12 protein-coding genes are annotated in these 18851 nt (G+C 72.4%); 6 read left to right on the top strand and 6 right to left on the bottom strand.

The genetic code is table 11. The features are described from left to right. The first annotated feature begins 70 nt into the window (after nt 1-70). The 3 genes from ABZX61_RS12820 (at nt 71) to ABZX61_RS12810 (ending at nt 3670) form a co-directional block, all read left to right on the top strand. A complete protein-coding gene (locus ABZX61_RS12820) occupies nt 71-598 on the top strand; it encodes a sigma-70 family RNA polymerase sigma factor (protein ID WP_355194094.1) in 528 nt (175 codons plus the stop codon). Further along, on the top strand, nt 595-1041 hold the full coding sequence (locus ABZX61_RS12815) for a hypothetical protein (protein WP_350723195.1): 447 nt from the start codon (nt 595-597) through the stop codon (nt 1039-1041). The genes ABZX61_RS12820 and ABZX61_RS12815 overlap by 4 nt, the downstream gene beginning before the upstream one ends. Nucleotides 1042-1144: 103 nt before the next feature. Next, nucleotides 1145-3670, top strand: coding sequence for a CHAT domain-containing protein (locus ABZX61_RS12810; protein WP_355194092.1), 2526 nt, complete (start codon nt 1145-1147; stop codon nt 3668-3670). 98 nt (nt 3671-3768) lie between these two features. Here the strand turns inward: ABZX61_RS12810 and ABZX61_RS12805 are convergent, their stop codons facing one another. From ABZX61_RS12805 to ABZX61_RS12790, 4 genes are all read right to left on the bottom strand, one after another. Continuing rightward, on the bottom strand, nt 3769-4587 hold the full coding sequence (locus ABZX61_RS12805) for a sulfurtransferase (RefSeq protein ID WP_355194090.1): 819 nt from the start codon (nt 4585-4587) through the stop codon (nt 3769-3771). A 54-nt stretch (nt 4588-4641) separates the two neighbouring features. Then, complete coding sequence (locus ABZX61_RS12800; protein WP_355194088.1) at nt 4642-5835, bottom strand: nucleotide pyrophosphatase/phosphodiesterase family protein; 1194 nt, start codon at nt 5833-5835, stop codon at nt 4642-4644. Between the two features lie 24 nt (nt 5836-5859). After that, nucleotides 5860-6447, bottom strand: a complete 588-nt coding sequence (locus tag ABZX61_RS12795; RefSeq protein ID WP_355194086.1) for a DUF5998 family protein — start codon at nt 6445-6447, stop codon at nt 5860-5862. 135 nt (nt 6448-6582) lie between these two features. After that, on the bottom strand, nt 6583-9294 hold the full coding sequence (locus tag ABZX61_RS12790) for a GNAT family N-acetyltransferase (RefSeq protein WP_355194084.1): 2712 nt from the start codon (nt 9292-9294) through the stop codon (nt 6583-6585). Nucleotides 9295-9435: 141 nt separating this feature from the next. Between ABZX61_RS12790 and ABZX61_RS12785 the strand changes: the two genes are divergently transcribed. Both ABZX61_RS12785 and ABZX61_RS12780 read left to right on the top strand, forming a co-directional pair. Continuing rightward, nucleotides 9436-10329: a sugar kinase gene (locus tag ABZX61_RS12785; RefSeq protein WP_350723205.1), complete on the top strand. Its 894-nt coding sequence runs from the start codon at nt 9436-9438 to the stop codon at nt 10327-10329. Between the two features lie 79 nt (nt 10330-10408). Continuing rightward, on the top strand, nt 10409-13108 hold the full coding sequence (locus ABZX61_RS12780) for an ABC transporter substrate-binding protein (RefSeq protein ID WP_355194082.1): 2700 nt from the start codon (nt 10409-10411) through the stop codon (nt 13106-13108). Nucleotides 13109-13113: 5 nt separating this feature from the next. Here the strand turns inward: ABZX61_RS12780 and ABZX61_RS12775 are convergent, their stop codons facing one another. Together ABZX61_RS12775 and ABZX61_RS12770 are read right to left on the bottom strand one after the other, a co-directional pair. Continuing rightward, nucleotides 13114-15219: a RecQ family ATP-dependent DNA helicase gene (locus tag ABZX61_RS12775; protein ID WP_355194080.1), complete on the bottom strand. Its 2106-nt coding sequence runs from the start codon at nt 15217-15219 to the stop codon at nt 13114-13116. A gap of 103 nt (nt 15220-15322) precedes the next feature. Continuing rightward, nucleotides 15323-16144 (bottom strand): TauD/TfdA family dioxygenase, encoded by an 822-nt coding sequence (locus tag ABZX61_RS12770; RefSeq protein ID WP_350723211.1) that lies wholly within the window; start codon nt 16142-16144, stop codon nt 15323-15325. 147 nt (nt 16145-16291) lie between these two features. On the opposite strand from ABZX61_RS12770, the gene ABZX61_RS12765 reads away from it, so the two are divergent. Continuing rightward, nucleotides 16292-18805, top strand: coding sequence for a DNA topoisomerase IV subunit A (locus tag ABZX61_RS12765; RefSeq protein ID WP_355194077.1), 2514 nt, complete (start codon nt 16292-16294; stop codon nt 18803-18805). The last annotated feature ends 46 nt before the right edge of the window (nt 18806-18851 follow it).

Raw genomic sequence — 18851 nt, 5'->3', positions numbered from 1 at the left:
TTACGCTCAGTCCTCAGCCAATCACGGGGAGGCATGATCGCCTACTCGTGCCGGACGGAAGGAGGCCGCGATGCGCGATTCAGCGGAGCTGCTCGCAGCGGCGGCCGAGGGCGACCGGACGGCCTGGGACGAGCTGGAGGCCAGGTTCGGGCCGCGTATGTGGGCGGTGGCCCGTGCGTGCGGCCTGAGCCCCTCCGACGCGGCGGACGCGGTCCAGGGTTCCTGGTTGCGCCTGCTGCAGCACCTCCCGAGCATCAGGGATCCGGCCGGAGTGGGGGCCTGGCTGGTGACGACCGTGCGCCGCGAAGCCCTCCTGCTGCTGCGTAAAGATCGTCCCGGGGTCTCCTCCTTCGAGGTCGTCGAAGACCCTGACCCGGAGTCCGCCGTCCTGGAGGCCGACGGCCGCCGCCTGCTCTGGAAGACGGTCTCCGACCTGCACGAGCCCTGCCGCTCACTCCTCCAGCTGGTCGCCGTCGACTTCGGCAACCAGCAGATGGCGTCACGGCTCGGACTGCCCGTGGGCAGCATCGGTCCGACCAAGGCCCGGTGCCTGGAAAAACTGCGCACTCTGATCTCAATACAGGAGACAGCGCAATGATCAACGACGAGTATTTCCTGGCAGCCCTCCGGTTGGCCTCCGGGAACGACCCGATTCCCGGCCAGGTGTCCGCCGCCGCGCGCGACGCCTACCGGCTCCGGGTCCCCGGGGCGGTGACGGCCGGCCCCACCGACCGCGGCGCCGCCGGCGGTGTACGCGATGACGAAGGCTCCCATCTGGTGCGCTTCGTCGTGGCGGGCCTCACCTTCGACCTGGAGATAACGATCGGCGACGGGCTCATCGACGTGGCGGGACACGTCTTCCCGTACCCGGGGGAGGGCGCGCTCATCGATGTGCGCACTCCCCATCTGACGCTCACCCGGCGGATCGCCGGCTCCGGCGACTTCGCCGCCACCGGCCTGCCGCCGGGCTGGCTGAGCGTGGTCTGCCACCGCCCCGGCCACAAGCCCGTTCAGACGCGATGGGTGCGCATCCGGCCCTGACGAGGCGACCCTGATCCCCTTGCCGACCAGCCGAGAGAGCCGCGTCGCCTCTCTCGGCCGTTTCCGTTCCAAGGCAGCGAGTTTCCATCCCAAGGCACCCCACATGAGCGCAACACCAGAGCGACCCGACGACCGAGATCCACTCGTCGTGGCGGCCGAGGCCGCTGTCATGCGCTCCCTGGTCGATCCCGACCACGCCCTTCGCGCCGGCCGTACCGTGCTCTCCACCGCCCGCCGCGTCGGCGACCCCGACGCCGAGGCCGTCGCGCACAGGGCCATCGCGCTGGCCTCCCGCGAGCTCGGCGACCTGCGCAGTGCCGAGCACCACCTCCGCGAGGCCATCGCCACCCCGGGCGCCCCGCCGGAGCGGATCGCCCAGGCCCGGCTCTCCCTCGTCACCGTACGCACCGAACTCGGCCACCCGCTCCAGGCCCTGCGGGTGGCCGCCCTGGCCTGGGCCCACCTCTCGCCGCTCGACCGCGCCAAGCTCGACACCCAGCGCGCGGTCGCCCTGGCCCGTCTCGGCCGCCACCAGGAGGCCATCGCCGCCTGCGACCGCGCGCTGCGGGCCCTCGTGACCGCTCCCGGCACCATCGACGACCGCAGGTTCCTGGCGGGCGGGCTGCTCAACCGCGGTCTCGTCCACTCCTACCGCGGCGACTGGGACGCCGCCATGCGCGACCTCACCGCCTGCCTGGAGATCTCCCGGCACTCGGGGCTGCGGCACCTGGGACGCCTGTCCGCCGCGAACCTGCCCTTCCTCGCGGTACGGCGGGGCGACATCGCGGGGGCGTTCAAGCTCTACCGCGAGGCCGAGGACACCCTGTTCGGCTTCCCCGAGCGGCTGGCCACGATGCGGGCGGACTTCGCCGGCGCCCTGCTGGCCGCCCATCTGCCGGGCGAGGCCAGGGCCATGCTGAGCCTGGCCGTGCCCGATCTCGAGGTGTCGGGGGCGCACGTGGCGCTGGCCGAGGCCCGGCTGAAGCTGGCGCAGGTGGAGCTGCTGACCGGCGACCCGCGCCGGGCGCTGGAGGTGGCCGAGCAGGCGGCTGGCGAGCTGGCCGCGCAGGACCGGACGTCATGGCTGCCGCTGGCCAGGGAGGTCGTCCTGCGGGCCCGGCTGACGCTCGAACCCGTCACGCCCGCCCTGGTCGCCGACCTGGTCGCGTGCGCGGACGAGCTGGAGGACGGCCTGGCGCACCTGGCGGGCGCCGCCGCGCTGCGGCTGGTGGCGGCCGAGGCGGCGCTGGCCGTGGACGACCACCCGACGGCCTCGGCGCAGCTGGCCCTCCTCACCGAGCACGCCGAACGCGAGGAGCCGCTTCCCCCGATCGGCACCCGGCTCACCCCGCTGGAGTCCGCGCCGGCGCGGGAGGCGGAGATCCCGGTGCCGGTGCGCCAGCACGCGCTCGCGCTGGAGGCGTCGCTGCAGGAGGACGCCACGGGGGCCTTCCGGGCGGTCCGCGTGGGGCTGTCGGAGGTGAGCGAGCGGGTGGAGACGTTCGACGATCCCTCGCTGCGCGCGCACGCGGCCAGGGCCGGGGAGCGGCTGGCGGGGTTCGGGCTGGGGCTGGCGGTGCGGGGCGGGTCCGCCGGGGAGGTGTTCGAGTTCGCGGAGCGGTGGCGGGCGGTGGCCGCGCCCTCGCACGCGTGCTCGCTGGTGGATCCCGAACGGGTTCGGGCGGAGCTGGGGTGCGGGGCTCTGGTGGAGTTCGTGGCGGACGAGGACGCGCTGCTGGCCGTGCTCGTCACCGGGGAACGCGTGACGCTGCGGCGGGTGGGCGACGCTCGGCAGGTCAAGGAGGCGATCGTCCGGCTCCGTCACGCGCTGCGCCGCCAGTGCTCCGGGACGCCGCATCTTCGCTGCGACCTGGAGAGCGTCGAGGTGGCGGCCCTGGAGGTCGAAGGGCTGCTGCTGCGCCCGCTCCTCGCCGAGCTGGGAGACGGGCCGCTGGTGGTGGTGCCGGTGGACGCCCTGCACACGCTGCCGTGGGGGGCGCTGCCGTGCCTGCGCGAACGCCCGGTCAACGTGGTCGCCAGCGCGGCCGGCTGGGTGCGGGCCCGGGAGCTCGCCCGCGCCCGCCGCAGCGGTCCGCCGGCGGTGGTGGCGGCGGCCGGGCCCGCCCTGGCGCACGCGCACGCCGAGGTGCGCAACGTGCTCGCCTGCCACCCGGACGGGCGCGAGGCGCCGGGGCGCACCGGGCCGGTGCTGGAGGCCCTGGCGGCGGCCGACGTCCTGCACCTGGCCGCGCACGGGGTCTTCCACGCGCGCAGCCCGCTGGTGTCCGGGATCACGCTGGAGGACGGCTCGCTGATGGCCTACGACCTGCTGGACATCCCGCGGTCGCCGGGGCTGGTGGTGCTGTCGGCCTGCAACTCGGGGATGTCGCGCACGCCGGTGGAGGGGGCGCCGCTGGGCCTGCCCGGAACGTTCCTGGCCAAGGGGTCCGCGTGCGTGGTGGCCGGGCTGGTGCCGGTGCGGGACGAGGGGGCCATGGCGCTCATGAGCATGTTCCACGAACTGCTGGTGGCGGGCCGGCCCCCGGACGCCGCCCTGGCCTCCGCCGCCGCCAAGACCGGCGAGACCGGCTTCGTCTGCTTCGGCGCGGGCGACCATCCGTTGTATTAGCGGTACGGGGCCCGCAGAGCTGATCAGCCCGGCCCCACACCGACGCAGGGCCAGGGCTGCGGGGCCCCGCAGCCGGAGGCCGGCCGTTGGCGGTGAGGTCAGCCGGTGGCGACCGGCCGGGAGGGGTCGGCCACCCAGTTGGACCAGGAGCCGACGTACAGGGCGGCGGGCAGGCCGGCCACCTCCAGGGCCAGCACCTCGTGCGCGGCCGTCACGCCGGAGCCGCAGTAGGCCCCCGCCTGAACCCCCTCCCGGACCCCGAGCCCGGTGAAGCGGTCCCGGAGGGCGGCGGGCGCGAGGAAGCGGCCGTCGGGCCCGACGTTCTCCGTCGTGGGCGCGTTGACGGCCCCGGGAACGTGCCCGGCCACGGGATCGATCGGCTCCACCTCGCCCCGGTAGCGTTCGGCGGCCCGGGCGTCGAGCAGCACGCCCTGGGTGGCCAGCGCCCCCGCCTCGTCGGCCGTCAGCGCCGGCATCCCGCCGGGCCGCGCGGTGAAGTCGCCGGACGCCGCGAGGTCGGGTGAGTCCTTCATGGTGGGCAGCCCGGCCTCGGTCCACGCGGGCAGCCCGCCGTCGAGGACGCGGACGTCCTGGTGACCGAAGTAGCGCAGCGCCCACCAGGCCCTGGCCGCGACCGTGGATCCGGCGTCGTCGTAGACCACCACGGGGCGCCCGTCCGACACGCCGAGCCGCCGCATCGCGCTCTGGAATGCGCCCGCCTCTGGCAGCGGATGCCGCCCGCCCGCGCCGGGCGGGGCCGCGAGATCCTGGTCGAGGTCGCAGTAGACGGCGCCGGGGATGTGCCCCTCGCGGTAGAACTCCACCCCGGGCGGCCCGCCGAGCCGCCAGCGGACGTCGAGCACCGTCACGTCATCGAGCGCGGCGAGCTCGGCCGGTGTGATCAGCGGGCTGGTCAAGGCGTACCCCCAGAGAATTCGTCGCCGGAACTCGTCACAGTATCTCCGGCCAGGTCACGTGCGGGCCTGCAGGAGCGGCACGTGCTGCTCGGCCGCCGTCATCGAGCCGTGGTAGCCGGTGAACAGGGCCTCGATCCTGTGATGGGTAGGCGCGATGATCGCCAGGTCGGCATACGGCACGGCCACGACGTCGCCGATGCGCCCCAGCCACGCGTCCCGCACCCGGGGGCCGAACCAGCCCGACTCCACCGCCTCCCGCCTGGAGACCACCCAGGCCTTCCCGCGCAGGGTCTCGCGCCACGCCTCCAGCACGTCCCGCGCGGCTCCGGGCTCGGCGTAGACGTGCCTGGCCCTGGCCTCGCCGCCGAGCAGCGCCACGCCCTCCGTGAGCTCGGGGACGCTCTCGGCGTCGATCTTCTCGGTGGCGTTGACCATGCCGTGGTCGGCGGTCACGTAGAGGGCGGATCCAGGAGGCAGGCCCTCCGCGAGCCGCTGGGCCATGTCGTCGACGACGGCGAGCTGCCGCAGCCACTCCTCGCTGCCCCAGCCCGTCATGTGGCCGGCGGCGTCCAGATCGCCGTAGTAGACGGTGACATGCGCCGCCCCTTGGCGCATGGACTCGTGCACGCGGGCCACGCGGTCGTCCACGGTGTCGGCGGCCACGTAACGGACGCCCCGGTAGACGGCCTGCGTCAGGCCGGTGCCCTCGAACTCGGCGGGGGCGACGTAGACAGCGTCGAGCCCGGCCCGGGTGGCGCGCTGGTAGACGGTCGGGGCGGGCTGCCAGAGCTCGGGATCCATGGTGAGGCCGTCGGGGAGGGTCCACCGCAGGCAGTTGAACAGGTGGCCGGTGCCGGGGACGGCCAGCGTCAGGCCGAGCATGCCGTGCTCGCCCGGGGTCAGGCCGGTGCCCAGGGAGCAGAGGCTGGTGACGGTCGTGGCCGGGAATCCGGCGGTGAGCGTCCGGCCCGCCAGGCCGGACAGGAACGGGGCGGCCTCGGCGTGCGCCCTCAGCAACTCGGCGCCCAGGCCGTCGACCAGGAACAGGCACACGCGATCGGCCGGCTCCAGGACGAGCGGCCCTCCGCCTGCCGCGCCGGGCAGACTCGCCGGATCCGAGGCGCCCGTCGCACCGGGCGGACTCGCCGTGTCCGGCTCGGGTGCGCGCACGCCCAGCGCCGCCAGCAACGCGTCGGGCAGGTCCGCGAGTGACCCGCCACCGTACCCCGGCACCAGCATGTCGTTCATCCTATGCCCTGGCGGATCTCCCGCTCAGGAAGCGCGGGCGGTGGCCTCGGAGAGGGACTTGGCGAAGGCGAGGACGTGGGTGACCGCTTCCGGGCCGTCGGCCGCCTCGCTGACCCGGAGGGACAGGTCGTCGGCCGTGATCGCGCCCGTGTAGCCGTGGTCGGCCTCGCAGTTTTCGTCGCCGCAGGTGGCCGGCTCCAGGTCCACGTGGGAGATGGCGCCCCAGCCGATCGTGAGCGTCACCTCCGTGGGAGGAACGCCGGGGACGTAGGAGGCGGGGTCGGGCACCACGCGCGTGACGGCGACCGACTGGACACGGGTCAGGCGCACGGCCTCCGTGGTCGTGGAGGCGTGGGACGTCGAGACGCCCTCCACCGCGGGATGCTCGTCGGTGTGGCAGACCAGCAGCCGCGTCGCCGAGAGCACCAGCACCGTGACGTGCCTGCGCACCTCCATGGCGGGATCGAACGTGGCCTCGTGATGGACCACGAAGGCGGTCACTGCCTCCTTACCCAGCGCGGATTCGACCGCATCAGTGACGAGGTCGGGATAGTAGCCGCTGCGCTCGATCGCTTCACGCAGGCCCGCGGCTGAGACTCGGGTTTCCCTCATGGGTCCATCCTGCCAGGGCGAGGCTGTGTGCTCACCCACTGGATATAACGCTCTATAACGTCTTTTATCCAGGCATCAGAGGGCGCTTTGGTTCACCCCATTCGCTCCCGTCGGCCGCCCTTCGCTGAGAGCTGATCAGGACAGCCTCCGGGGGCCGCCGTCGAGGCGTGGGCCCGCCGGGGTGCGGAGGGTGGCGCGGGCGCCGAGGACGATGACCCCCGACTCGCCGACGAGCACCTGGTCCAGGTCGAGCCTGGCCACCTCCGGCAGGTCGTGGGCCAGGCGGCCGACGCGTACCAGGAGGTCTTCCAGGGCGTCCACGGCCACGGGCGGGTAGCCGTACTCGCCGAAGAGCAGCGGGGCCGCGCGGACGGAGCGCACGAGCCCGGCGGCGTCCTCGCGGGTCAGGGGGGCCAGGCGGAAGCCCTGGTCGAGGAGGAGGCGCGCGGTCACCTCGCCGAGCCCGAACGAGACGAAGGGACCGAACGCGGGGTCCTCGACGACGCCCACGACGGTCGGGACGGCCGGCTGCGGCGCCATGCGCTGGACCGCCAGCTCCACGCGTTCGCCCAGCTGGTCGGCGAACTCGGCATAGGCGTGGCGGACCATCTCCGGCCCGGTGAGGCCGAGACGCACGGTGCCCGCGCGCCGCGAGGCGCCGGGGTCGGCCACCTTGAGCACCACCGGCCACCCGAGCCGCTCGGCCGCCCGCACCGCCTCGTCCGGCGAGCGCACCACTTCGGCGGGCCAGACGGTGAGGCCGTAGCAGGACAGGAGCTCGGCGGCGTCCACCTCGACCGGCGGGCCCGGCTGCGCGAACGCCCCCTCTTCCGACGCGCCGGTCCGTGCCGGAACGGTCGCGGGGAGGGCCGTCCGGACGAGGGCCTTGGCACGGACCGTGTCGATGCCGTCGAGCTCCGGCGGCGGCACCGCCGGGTGGGCGAACCACTTCGCGTAGCGGACCACATGGGCCAGCGCGCGCACGGCCTCCTCGGGCGCCGCGTACGAGGGGATCGAGCCGCGCGCGGGGGCCGTCCCGCACCCCGGCGGGCCCGTCTCGACGCGCAGGGCCTGGTGCATGCCCAGATGCCCCTGGAACGTCGCCAGCACCGGCTTGCCGGAGTCCTTCGAGACCCGCAGCAGCTCGGCCGCCACCGCGTCCGTGTCGCCGGGGATGGGCGGCATGTAGATCACGACGGCGGCGTCCACGTCGGGCGAGGCCAGCTCGCCGGCGAGGGCCGCGCCGAACTCCGAGGCCCCGGCGGCGGCTCCCAGGTTGACCGGCGAGCGGGGGTCGAGGCCGGCGGCGAGGCAGGCGTCGGCGGCCAGGAGGCCGAGCGCGTCGGAGTTGGTCACGAGCGCGACCCGGGGCCCGGCGGGCAGCGGCTGGTAGGCCAGCAGCTGGCCCACGTCGAACAGCTGGATGAGGTCGTCGACCCTGATCAGCCCCGCCTGCTCGAACAGCGAGCTGATCGCCGAGTCGGGCAGCCGCAGCTCCTCCGCCGAGTGCCCGGAGGGGGTGCCGCCGCTCTTGACCACCACGACCGGCTTGCTGCGGGCGATGCGCCTGGCCAGCCGGGTGAACTTGCGCGGATTGCCCAGCGACTCCAGGTAGAGCAGGATCACCTCGGTCGAGTCGTCTTCCTCCCAGTACTGCAGCAGGTCGTTGCCGGACACGTCGGCCCGGTTGCCCGCGGAGACGAACGTCGAGATGCCCATGCCGCGCTGTGCCACCCGCTGGAGCAGCGCCGTGCCGAGCGCGCCCGACTGGCTGAAGAACCCCACCTTGCCCCGGCACGGCAGGGTGGCGGCGAGGGTCGCGTTGAGCTGGACGGCGGGGTCGGTGTTGGCGATGCCGAGGCAGTTGGGGCCCACGACGCGCAGCCCGTACGAACGCGCGAGGCGAGCCAGCTCGTCCTGCCTGGCCTTGCCCTCCGGGCCCGTCTCCCCGAACCCGGAGGAGACCACGACCAGCCCGTGCACGCCCTTTTCCGCGCACTCCTTGACCACGTCGATCACGCCGGAGGCGGGCACGGCCACCACGGCCAGGTCGACGTCGCCGTCGATGGCCCCCACGCTCGGATAGGCCCGCACGCCCGCCACGGCCCGCACCTCCCGGTGCACCGGGTAGACGGGGCCGGTGAAGTCGGCGGCCAGCAGGTTGCGCAGGACGGTCTGGCCGACCCCGCCGGGCTCGCGCGAGGCGCCGATGACGGCGACCGAGCCGGGGGCGAGCAGCCTGCCGATGGACCGGGACTCGGCGCGGTGCTCGCGGGCGAGCGTCACCTCCGTCGAGGTCTCGGTGGGGGTGAGGTCGAGCGTCATGCGTACGACGCCGTCCTCGAACTGGCTCTGGGCCGTGTAACCGGCCTGGCGCAGCAGGCCCATCATGCGCATGTTGGCGGGCAGGACGTCGGCGACGAAGCGTTCGATGCCGTTCTCGCGGGCCGTGGCCGCCAGGTGCTCCAGGAGCACGGAGGCCACTCCCCTGCCCTGGTGCGCGTCCTCGACGAGGAAGGCGATCTCGGCCTCGCCGGGGCCGGTGCGGTCGTAGCGGATGACGGCGACCATCTCGGCGCCGATGGTGGCGATCAGCGCGACCCGGTTGACGTAGTCGACGTTGGTGAACCGCTCGACTTCCCGGTCGGACAGCCGGGGCCTCGGCCCGAAGAACCGGAAATAGATCGACTCGTCTGACAGCCGCGAGTAAAAAGAGCGGAGGCGGTCGGCGTCTGCGGGCTTGATCGGCCGGACGTGCGCCGTGCCTCCGTCGGCCAAAACGACGTCGGCTTCCCAGTGGGCCGGATAGTGTGCCTCCACAGTGTCGAGCGTAAACCCGCATTTCATATGCCAAGACCGGAGCCCCTGTTGGGCAACGCTTGTGCATCGACTGCAGCCCGGTGTCGTGGGACCGCCCCACGGGCACCCCGGAAGCTGTTAGTTTTGCCGTGGCCAGGCTCGTTCTGAAGGCAGCAAGGTGGTGACATCATGACGCGGGTCGTCGTGGTGGGCGATCTCATGACCGACGCGGTCGCGCGCGCCCGTTATGCGCTTGCCAGGGCGAGTGACACCCCGGCGATCGTGACCATGCACGGCGGCGGCTCGGGGGCCAACATCGCCTCGTGGCTCGCCGTCGAGGGCGCCGAGGTGGCCTTCATCGGCCGCAGGGGCGCCGACATCACGGGGCGTAACCGTGACATGGAGTTGATGGGCTACGGCGTCGACGCCCGGCTCGTCATGGACCCTGAGCGGCCCACCGGCACCTGCGTGGTGCTCGTCACGCACAAGGGCGAGCGCACCATGCTCTCCGACCCCGGTGCCAACGCTGCGCTGTCGCCCGAGGACCTGCCGCGTGACCTGTTCTCCAGCGGCGCGCACCTCCACCTGTCCGGCTACACGCTGATCAACGAGGGCTCGCGCGACGCGGGCCTGGCCGCGCTCGACATGGCCAGGCGCGGCGGGATGTCGATCTCGGTCGACTGCGCCTCGTCCGCGCCTCTGGAGCGTACGGGTGCCGAGTCGTTCCTGGAGTGGACCAACGGGGTCAAGCTGCTGTTCGCCAACATCGAGCAGGCCAAGGTGCTGACCGGCCGCGACGACGCCGAGGCCGCCGCCAAGGTGCTGACGGCGTGGTTCCCGCAGGTCGTCATCAAGATGAACTCCGAAGGCGCGCTGTGGTACGCCAACGGCCGCCCCGACCCGGTCCACGTGGCCGCCGAGCCGGTCGACAAGATCGTGGACGGCACGGGTGCCGGAGACGCGTTCAGCGCCGGTTTCCTGCCCGTCTGGCTGGCGGGCAAGCCGCCGACCGAGTCGCTGGCCGCCGGCTGCCGCCTGGCCGCGAAGGCCATCGCGCACCTGGGCGCCCGCCCGCCGTTCTAGTCCCACAGGGCTCCGTTGTGAGCGGTCCTGCACCGCTATGGTGGAGAAAATCGGGATGAGCGCGAAATAAGGGAGCCGGATGCGCGGCGTGCGTCCGTTACGGCCGGGCGACCCCACGTCGGTGGGTTCGTACAAGGTCACCGGCTTTCTCGGCGAGGGCGGTCAGGGCAGCGTCTACCTCGGCGTCTCCCCTTCCGGCGAGCAGGTCGCGATCAAGCTGCTGCACGCCAGGTTCGCCGACGACGAGCAGGCGGTACGCCGCTTCCGCCGAGAGGCCGAGGCGGCACGGCGGGTGGCCGAGTTCTGCACGGCACGCGTGCTTGAGGTCGGAGCCGTCGACGACCAGCCCTTCATCGTCGGCGAGTACGTCGACGGGCCCTCCCTGCAGCACCAGGTCACCAAGGAAGGCCCCGTCCAGGGCCCGGCGCTCATGCGGCTGGCGATCACCACCGCCACGGCCCTGGTGGCCATCCACGGGTCCGGGGTCGTCCACCGGGACTTCAAGCCCAGCAACGTGCTGCTCGGGCCGGACGGGCCCCGCGTGATCGACTTCGGCATCGCCCGGGCGCTCGACATCAGCCAGAGCCTGACCACCGGCATCGTGGGGACGCCCGCGTTCATGGCCCCCGAGCAGTTCCTCGGAGAGGCCTCTCCGGCGAGCGACGTGTTCGCCTGGGCGGGCACCATGATCTTCGCCGCCACCGGGCGCGGGGCCTTCGGCTTCGGGCCGCTGCCCGTGGTGATGCACCGCATCCTCAACCTCGACGCCGACCTGAACGGCGTGCCACCGGAGATGGCGCCGCTGCTGTGGGCCTGCCTGGCCAAGGACCCCCGGCGACGGCCCACCGCCGAGCAGCTGATGCGGGACCTCATCCGCGCCGGCACCGCCCCGCCACCCGCCCCTCCGGGAGCTCAGCCGATCAGCGCCCCTCAGGCGAACGGGGGGCACCTCCGTCCGGGGGCACCCCTGCAGTATCCGGTCAGCGGCCCCGTACGGCCGCCCGTGCCGGGGGCCTCGACCGAGCCTTCGCGGCGGCGCGGGCAGCGGAGGGCGCTGGTCTCGATCGGGGCGGCGGCCACCGCTCTCGTGACCGGGATCTCGGTGTGGCTCGTGGCGCGGACCCATCCCGAGGACCGCCGGCCGGACCCCACTCCCACATCCTCCTCGCCCGTGGCGGCCTTCGGGGCGGCCGTGACCTCCGTGGCGGACCCTTCGGCCAAGAAGGGCGGGACCCTGCGCGTCGTCTCGCCGTACGAGCTGGAGTCTGTCGATCCGGGGAACATGTACATGACGGATTCCATGAACCTGGTCCGGCTGTACGGGCGTTCGCTGACGATGTTCAAGCCGGTGCCAGGGGCCGCCGGGACGCAGATCGTGCCGGACCTGGCCGAATCGCTCGGCGTGCCGGGCAACGGGGGCAAAACCTGGACCTACAAACTCCGACAAGGCGTGAAATATCAGGACGGCACGCCGATCACCTCCGAGGACGTCAAGTACGCGATCCTGCGGAGCATGGATCCCTCCCGCACCCTGGGATCGGGCCACTTCGACCTCATGCTCGACCTCCCCTCCGGCTACCAGGGCCCCGCCAAGTCACCGGGCGCGAACACCGACTCGGCCATCCAGACCCCCGACGAACGGACGATCGTCTTCCGTCTCAAGCGGCCGTACGCGGCCTTCGACGACGTCGTGCAGCTCCCCGAGACAGTCCCCGTGCCGAAGGCCAAGGACACGCAGGACAGCGTCCTCGCCTCGGGCCCGTACAAGATCGAGAGCGTGTCCGCCGACAAGAAAAAGGTCGTCCTCACCCGCAACGACCAGTGGGCCGCCGCCACGGACCCCAACCGCAATGCGCTCCCCGACCGCTACGAGATCGACTACCAGGTCACCGACGCCGAGCAGCGGCTGCGGGCCGGCACCGCCGATTTCGGCTTCACGACCAGCTCGGCGAGCAGCGAGGCCGCGGTGCTCGCCGATCCGGCGCTCAGGAAACGGGCCGACGTCCCGGTGGGCACGTCCGTGCGCATGCTGGCGATCAACCCGCAGGTGGCGCCGTTCGACAAGGTCGACTGCCGCAGGGCGGTGGTCCGCGCGCTCAACCTCAAGAACCTCGCCCGCGCGTTCGGCGCCGGACCGGCACAGTCCCGGCTGCCCACGTCACTCGTCCCGCCCACGGTCGCCGGCGGCCGCTGGTCCGATCCGAACCTGAAGGCCGAGGGTGACCAGCAGGCCGCCAAGCAGTCGCTGGCCGCGTGCGGGAAACCGTCCGGGTTCACCGCGAACTACGTCTATCGGGACCTGGGCGCCGAGAAGCAGATCGCCGAGGTCGTACAGAACGACCTCGGCGAGATCGGCATCGACGTCAAGCTGCGGCAGGTCTCCACCGCGGAGTTCCACAAGACATACGGCGGCAACCCCGGCCAGCTCAAGCAGCAGGGCATCGGCCTGATCCCCAAGTCCTGGGCACCTGACTGGCCCGACCCCGAGTCGTTCCTGTCGTCGATCGCCGACAGCAGACAGATCACCGACACGTACTCGTTCAACGTGAGCGTCCGAGTCAAGGCGATCGACGATCTCATGGACCGGGCCAGAGCCGAGCTCGACGCGGGCAAGCGGGCCGACCTGTGGACCGAGGTGGAGCAGAAGCTCGCCGACGAAGCCGTGCTCGTGCCGCTGGTCTGGGTATGCCCGGTGCTGCTACGCGGCCAGAACGCCGCCAACGTCCACGTCAGCCCCGTCTTTGGCAACTACGACCTGCTCACCATGGGCCTCAAGTAGGCGCCTCACGAGGTGACCGCCAGGGCGAGCGGGAGGACCGCCGGAGCGCCCGCGTGCCGGATCAGGGCCGCCGCCAACGTCATCGTCCACCCTGTGTCGACGCGGTCGTCCACCAGCAGCACCGGCCCGCCGCACTGCGCGATCGAGGCGCCCAGCTCCTTGGGCATGGCGAGCGTCCCCCGGACGGCCTGCACCCGCTTCGCGCTGTTGAACTGCTGCCCGGGCGCTCCCGCCCGATAGCCCAGCTCGCCGAGATAGGACAGCCGGCCCACGGACGCCAGCCGCTCGGCGAAGCTCCGCACCAGCGTGGGGCGGGTCGCGGACGGAACGCTGACCACGGCCACGGGCCGCTCGCGCCATTCCCAGGACGCCAGCACCTGCACCACGGCCTTGAACACGTCGTCGGAAACCGGCCCGTCGCCCCCGTGGAACAGCTCCCGCAGCCGGTTGCCCCAGCCGATGTCGGTCAGCCGCCCGAGCGCGCGGCCGGGCTCGGCGCCCAGCTCCGGCTTGATCCGCCCGGACAGGTCGGCCAGCCCGGTGGGCCACTGCCTGCGGGCCTCGATCTCGACGCCGGGCCTGCTCAGCCGCTGGCGGGCGCCCTCGACGGCCTGCGCGCCGATCTCCGGCGAGCGGTGCCGCCCGGTGCAGTTGTCGCAGCGGCCGCACGGCGTGGCGGTCTCGTCGTCGAGGTGCCTGCGCAGGAACTGCTCCCGGCACTCGGACGTCGTCAGATAGCCCAGCATGGCCTCCTGCTCGGCCCTGCGCTCGGCGGCGATGCGGGTGTAGCGCTCGACGTCGTACGCCCACGGCTCGCCGGTGGCCTCCCAGCCGCCCTTGACCCGCCGGACCGCGCCGTCCACGTCGAGCACCTTGAGCATCATCTCCAGCCGGCTCCGGCTCAGGTCGACCGCCGTCTCCAGCGCCGGGGTGGACATGACGCCGCGCTCTTCGAGCGTCTGGAGCGTGGTCCGTACGACGGGCTCGGGCGGGAACGCCAGCGAGGCGAAATATGACCAGATATCCCGATCCTCGGTGCCCGGCAGCAGGATCACCTCGGCCCGCTCGACCCCGCGCCCGGCCCGGCCGACCTGCTGGTAGTAGGCGACGGGCGACTGCGGCGCCCCCACGTGCACCACGAACCCCAGATCGGGCTTGTCGAACCCCATCCCCAGCGCGCTCGTCGCCACCAGCGCCTTGAGCTTGTTGGTCAGCAGCGCCTCCTCGGCGGCCAGCCGCTCGGCCGGGTCGGTCTGCCCGGAGTAGGCGGCCACCTCGAACCCCTGGTCGCGCAGGTATCCGGCGATCTCGTGGGCGGCGGCGACGGTGAGGGTGTAGACGATGCCGGAGCCGGGCAGCTCGCGCAGCGTCTGCGCCAGCCAGGCCAGCCGCTGCTCGGCGGTGGGCAGGCGCACGACGCTCAGATGCAGGCTCTCCCGCTCCAGCGCCCCGCGCAGCACCAGCGTGCCGTCGCCGTCGTCGCCGGGCAGGCGCATCTGCTCGGCCACGTCACGGGTGACGCGGGCGTTGGCGGTGGCGGTGGTGGCCAGGACCGGGATGCCCGGCGGCAGCTCCTCGAACAGCGTGGCCAGCCTGCGGTAGTCGGGCCGGAAGTCGTGGCCCCAGTCGGAGATGCAGTGGGCCTCGTCCACCACCACCAGCCCGGCGCTCTCGGCCAGCTCGGGCAGGACGTTGTCGCGGAAGTCGGGGTTGTTGAGCCGCTCGGGGCTGACCAGCAGCACGTCGACCAAGCCCTCGGCGACCTCGCCGTAGATCTCCTCCCACGCCTCGGGGTTGGCGGAGTTGATCGTGACGGCCCTGATGCCGGCCCGCTCGGCGGCGGCGATCTGGTTGCGCATGAGCGCCAGCAGCGGCGAGACGATGACCGTGGGGCCCTCGCCGAGCTCGCGCAGGAGCCCGGTGGCCACGAAGTAGACGGCCGACTTGCCCCAGCCGGTGCGCTGCACGACGAGCACCCGCCGCCGATCCAGCACCAGCGCCTCGATCGCGGCCCACTGGTCCTCGCGCAGCACGGCGTGCTCCCCGGCCAGGGCCCGCAACCGCTCCTCGGCCTCTTCACGCAGCATCGCGACATCGGGGGCTTCACTCATGCCCCCCTTGTTACCAGCTTTCTCCGACGGAATGGGCCGCCGACCGCCATACCCGCCCCGCATTCGGTGGAACTGTGACCTCAGGGGGGCTCACCCGCACCCGCTATTTGTCGGCGTGCTCGGGGAAGGCGTTGACGGTGACGCGGTGCATGCGGCGGCGCTCGGTGTAGTCGGCCACCGCGTAGTGCTGGGTCGGGCGGTTGTCCCAGAACGCCAGCGTGCCGGGCCGCCACCGCAGCCGGAGCTGGTACTCCGGCGACCGGATGTGGTCGATCAGGAGCGGCAGCAGCGCCTCGTTCTCCCGGTCCGTCAGCCCCACCAGGCGGGTCGTGGAGGCGCGGTTGACGAACAGGGCCTTGCGGCCGGTCTCCGGGTGCACGCGCACCACCGGGCGCTCCACCGGCGGCCACTTGGCCTGGATCTCGGCCAGGTCGAACGGGTGCCCCTTCGCGATCGCCTTCTTCATCGACATCGTGATGTCGTGCTCGGCGGTCAGCTCGTCGCACAGCCGCTGCAGCGACGGCGAGAGCGTCTCGTACGCCAGGTACGTGTTCGCCCAGCACGTGTCCCCGCCCACGCTGGGCAGCTGGACGCAGCGGAGCAGGGAGCCCATCGGCGGGGTGGGCTCGAAGGTGTTGTCGCTGTGCCACTCGTCCCCGCCCTCGCCCTTCGGTGAGGTCTGGTCGAGGACGTGGATGGGGCTGGTGGAGTCCTTCTTGAAGGCCGGGTGGTTGAGCGTGCCGAAGTTCAGGGCGAATTGCAGGTGCTGTTCGTCGTCGATGTGCTGGTCGCGGAAGAACAGCACGAGGTGCCTGAGCCAGCCGGCCCGCAGGGTGGCGACCTCTTCCTGCGACAGCGGTTTGCGCAGATCGACCCCGGTGACCTCGGCGCCGATATGCATGGTCACGGGATGGAACTCGATCATGACGCCTCCGGATACAGGTAGGAATCCTCGGCCCGAACGTACGACCCAAGCAATTGCTTGGTCAAGGGGCGTCCGGGAGAGCCTTCCGTACACGCCGGGCGACTTGTGACGCCAACGAGTCGCGGGCACCCGAATACCTTCGGCACAATGTTCGACATGGCCCGACGCACGACTGCACCCCCGCCCGAGGACTTCGAGGAGCGGATCGTCGACATCGACGTCACCTCCGAGATGCGCACCAGCTATCTCGAGTACGCCTACTCGGTGATCTACCAGCGCGCCCTGCCCGACGCGCGCGACGGCCTCAAGCCCGTGCAGCGTCGCATCCTCTATTCGATGAGCGAGATGGGCCTGCGCCCGGATCGCGGCCACGTCAAGTCGTCGCGCGTCGTCGGCGACGTCATGGGCAAGCTGCACCCCCACGGCGACAGCGCCATCTACGACGCCCTGGTGCGCCTGGCGCAGCCGTTCTCCATGCGCCTGCCGCTCGTCGACGGCCACGGCAACTTCGGCTCGCCCGACGACCTGCCGGCCGCCATGCGATACACCGAGGCCAGGCTGGCCCCGGCGGCGATGCTCATGGTCGACTCCCTCGACGAGGACACCGTCGACTTCAAGCCCAACTACGACGGCCAGGAGACCGAGCCGGTCGTCATGCCGTCGGCGTTCCCCAACCTGCTGGTCAACGGCACCAGCGGCATCGCGGTCGGCATGGCCACCAACATGGCGCCGCACAACCTCAACGAGGTCGTGGCCGCCGCCCGCCATCTGATCAAGAAGCCGGACGCGACGCTGGACGAGCTGATGACGTTCGTCCCGGGTCCCGACCTGCCGACGGGCGGCTCGATCATCGGGCTGCAGGGCGTGCGCGACGCGTACGAGACGGGGCGTGGCACGTTCCGCATGCGGGCCAAGTGCGCGGTCGAGCAGATCACGCCCCGCCGCAAGGGCATCGTCGTCACCGAGCTCCCCTACAACGTCGGCCCCGAGCGCGTCGTCACCAAGATCAAGGAGCTGGTGAACGCCAAGAAGCTCCAGGGCATCGCCGACCTCAAGGACCTCACCGACCGCCACAAGGGCCTCCGGCTGGTCATCGAGATCAAGAACGGCTTCATCCCCGAGGCCGTCCTGGAGGAGCTCTACCGGCTGACGCCGATGGAGGAGACGTTCGGCATCAACAACGTCGCCCTCGTCGACGGCGAGCCGCGCACGCTCGGCCTGCGCGAGATGCTCCAGGTCTATGTCGACCACCGGCTCGAGGTGGTGCGCCGCAGGTCGGAGTACAGGCGGCGCAAGCGCGAGGAGCGCCTCCACCTGGTCGACGGCCTCATCATCGCCCTGCTCAACATCGACGAGGTCATCCAGGTCATCCGCTCCTCCGACGACTCGGCCGAGGCCCGCACGCGGCTGATGGACGTGTTCGACCTGAGCGAGATCCAGGCCTCCTACATCCTGGACACGCCGCTGCGCCGGCTCACCAGGTTCGACAAACTGGAGCTGGACCGGGAGAAGGAGACGCTGAGCGACGAGATCGCCAAGCTGACCGAGATCCTCTCCTCCGACGCCAAGCTGCGCCAGGTGGTCTCGGGCGAGCTCGCCGACGTGGCCAAGAAGTACGGCATGCCGCGCCGCACCGTCCTGCTGGAGGCGCCGGGCGTCACCCGCACCCCGGTCGCGGTCGTGGACCTGCAGGTGGCCGACGACCCGTGCTTGGCGCTGCTGTCCTCGACCGGCCTGCTGGCGCGCACCTCCGACGCCACGCCGCTGTCCGGCGAGGGCGAACGGTCGGCGCACGACGTGCTGGTGTCGGTCGTGAAGACGTCCGTACGCGGCGAGGTGGGCGTGGTGACGTCGCTGGGCCGGCTGATCCGGATCCAGGTCGTCGACCTGCCGACCCTGCCGACCACGGCCAACCCGCCGTCCCTGTCGGGCGGGCACCCGGTGTCCGAATACGTCTCGCTGCAGCCCGACGAGAAGGTCGTCGGCCTGGGCTCCCTCGACCCCGACGGCCCCGGCCTGGCCCTGGGCACGGCGCAGGGCGTGGTCAAGCGGGTGGTGCCCGACTATCCGGCCAACCGCGACGACTTCGAAGTGATCACGTTGAAGGACGGCGACATCGTGGTGGGCGCGGTCGAGCTGGTGTCGGAGTCGCACGACCTGGTGTTCATCTCCTCCGGCGCCCAGCTCCTGCGCTACCCGGCCTCGCAGGTGCGCCCGCAGGGCCGCCCGGCGGGCGGCATGGCGGGCATCCGGCTCGACGACGGGGCGCGGGTGATCTGGTTCGGGGTGGTGGATCCCGAGCGTCCCGCGCACGTGGTCACGATCGCGGGCTCCTCGACCGCGCTGCCCGGCACGCAGGTGGGCGGCGGCAAGCTGTCCGACTACGCCGAGTTCCCGGCCAAGGGGCGGGCGACGGGCGGGGTCCGGGCTCAGCGGTTCCTGAAGGGCGAGGACGAGCTGCTGCTGGCGTGGGCCGGCCCGGCGCCGGCCAAGGCGGTCTCGGCGGTGGGCAAGCCCGTGCCGCTGCCGGAGGAGATCGGTCGGCGCGACGGCTCGGGCGTGCGGCTGACCAACACCATCGGCGCGATCGGCGGCGCCCTCGCCTCCGGGCCCGAGGCCCTGCCGTCCGGGTCGGCGCCGGACGAGCAGACGTCCCTGTGACACTGTCGGGCGCCCGCGGCCGCGGGCGCCCGACAGTGTCACAGGG

Origin of the sequence: Nonomuraea sp. NPDC003709, assembly GCF_040610775.1 — a bacterium.
In the GTDB taxonomy this organism is placed as follows: domain Bacteria; phylum Actinomycetota; class Actinomycetes; order Streptosporangiales; family Streptosporangiaceae; genus Nonomuraea; species Nonomuraea angiospora_A.
Note: the sequence above shows the minus strand (reverse complement) of the source record. Positions and strands in the feature narration are given on the sequence as shown.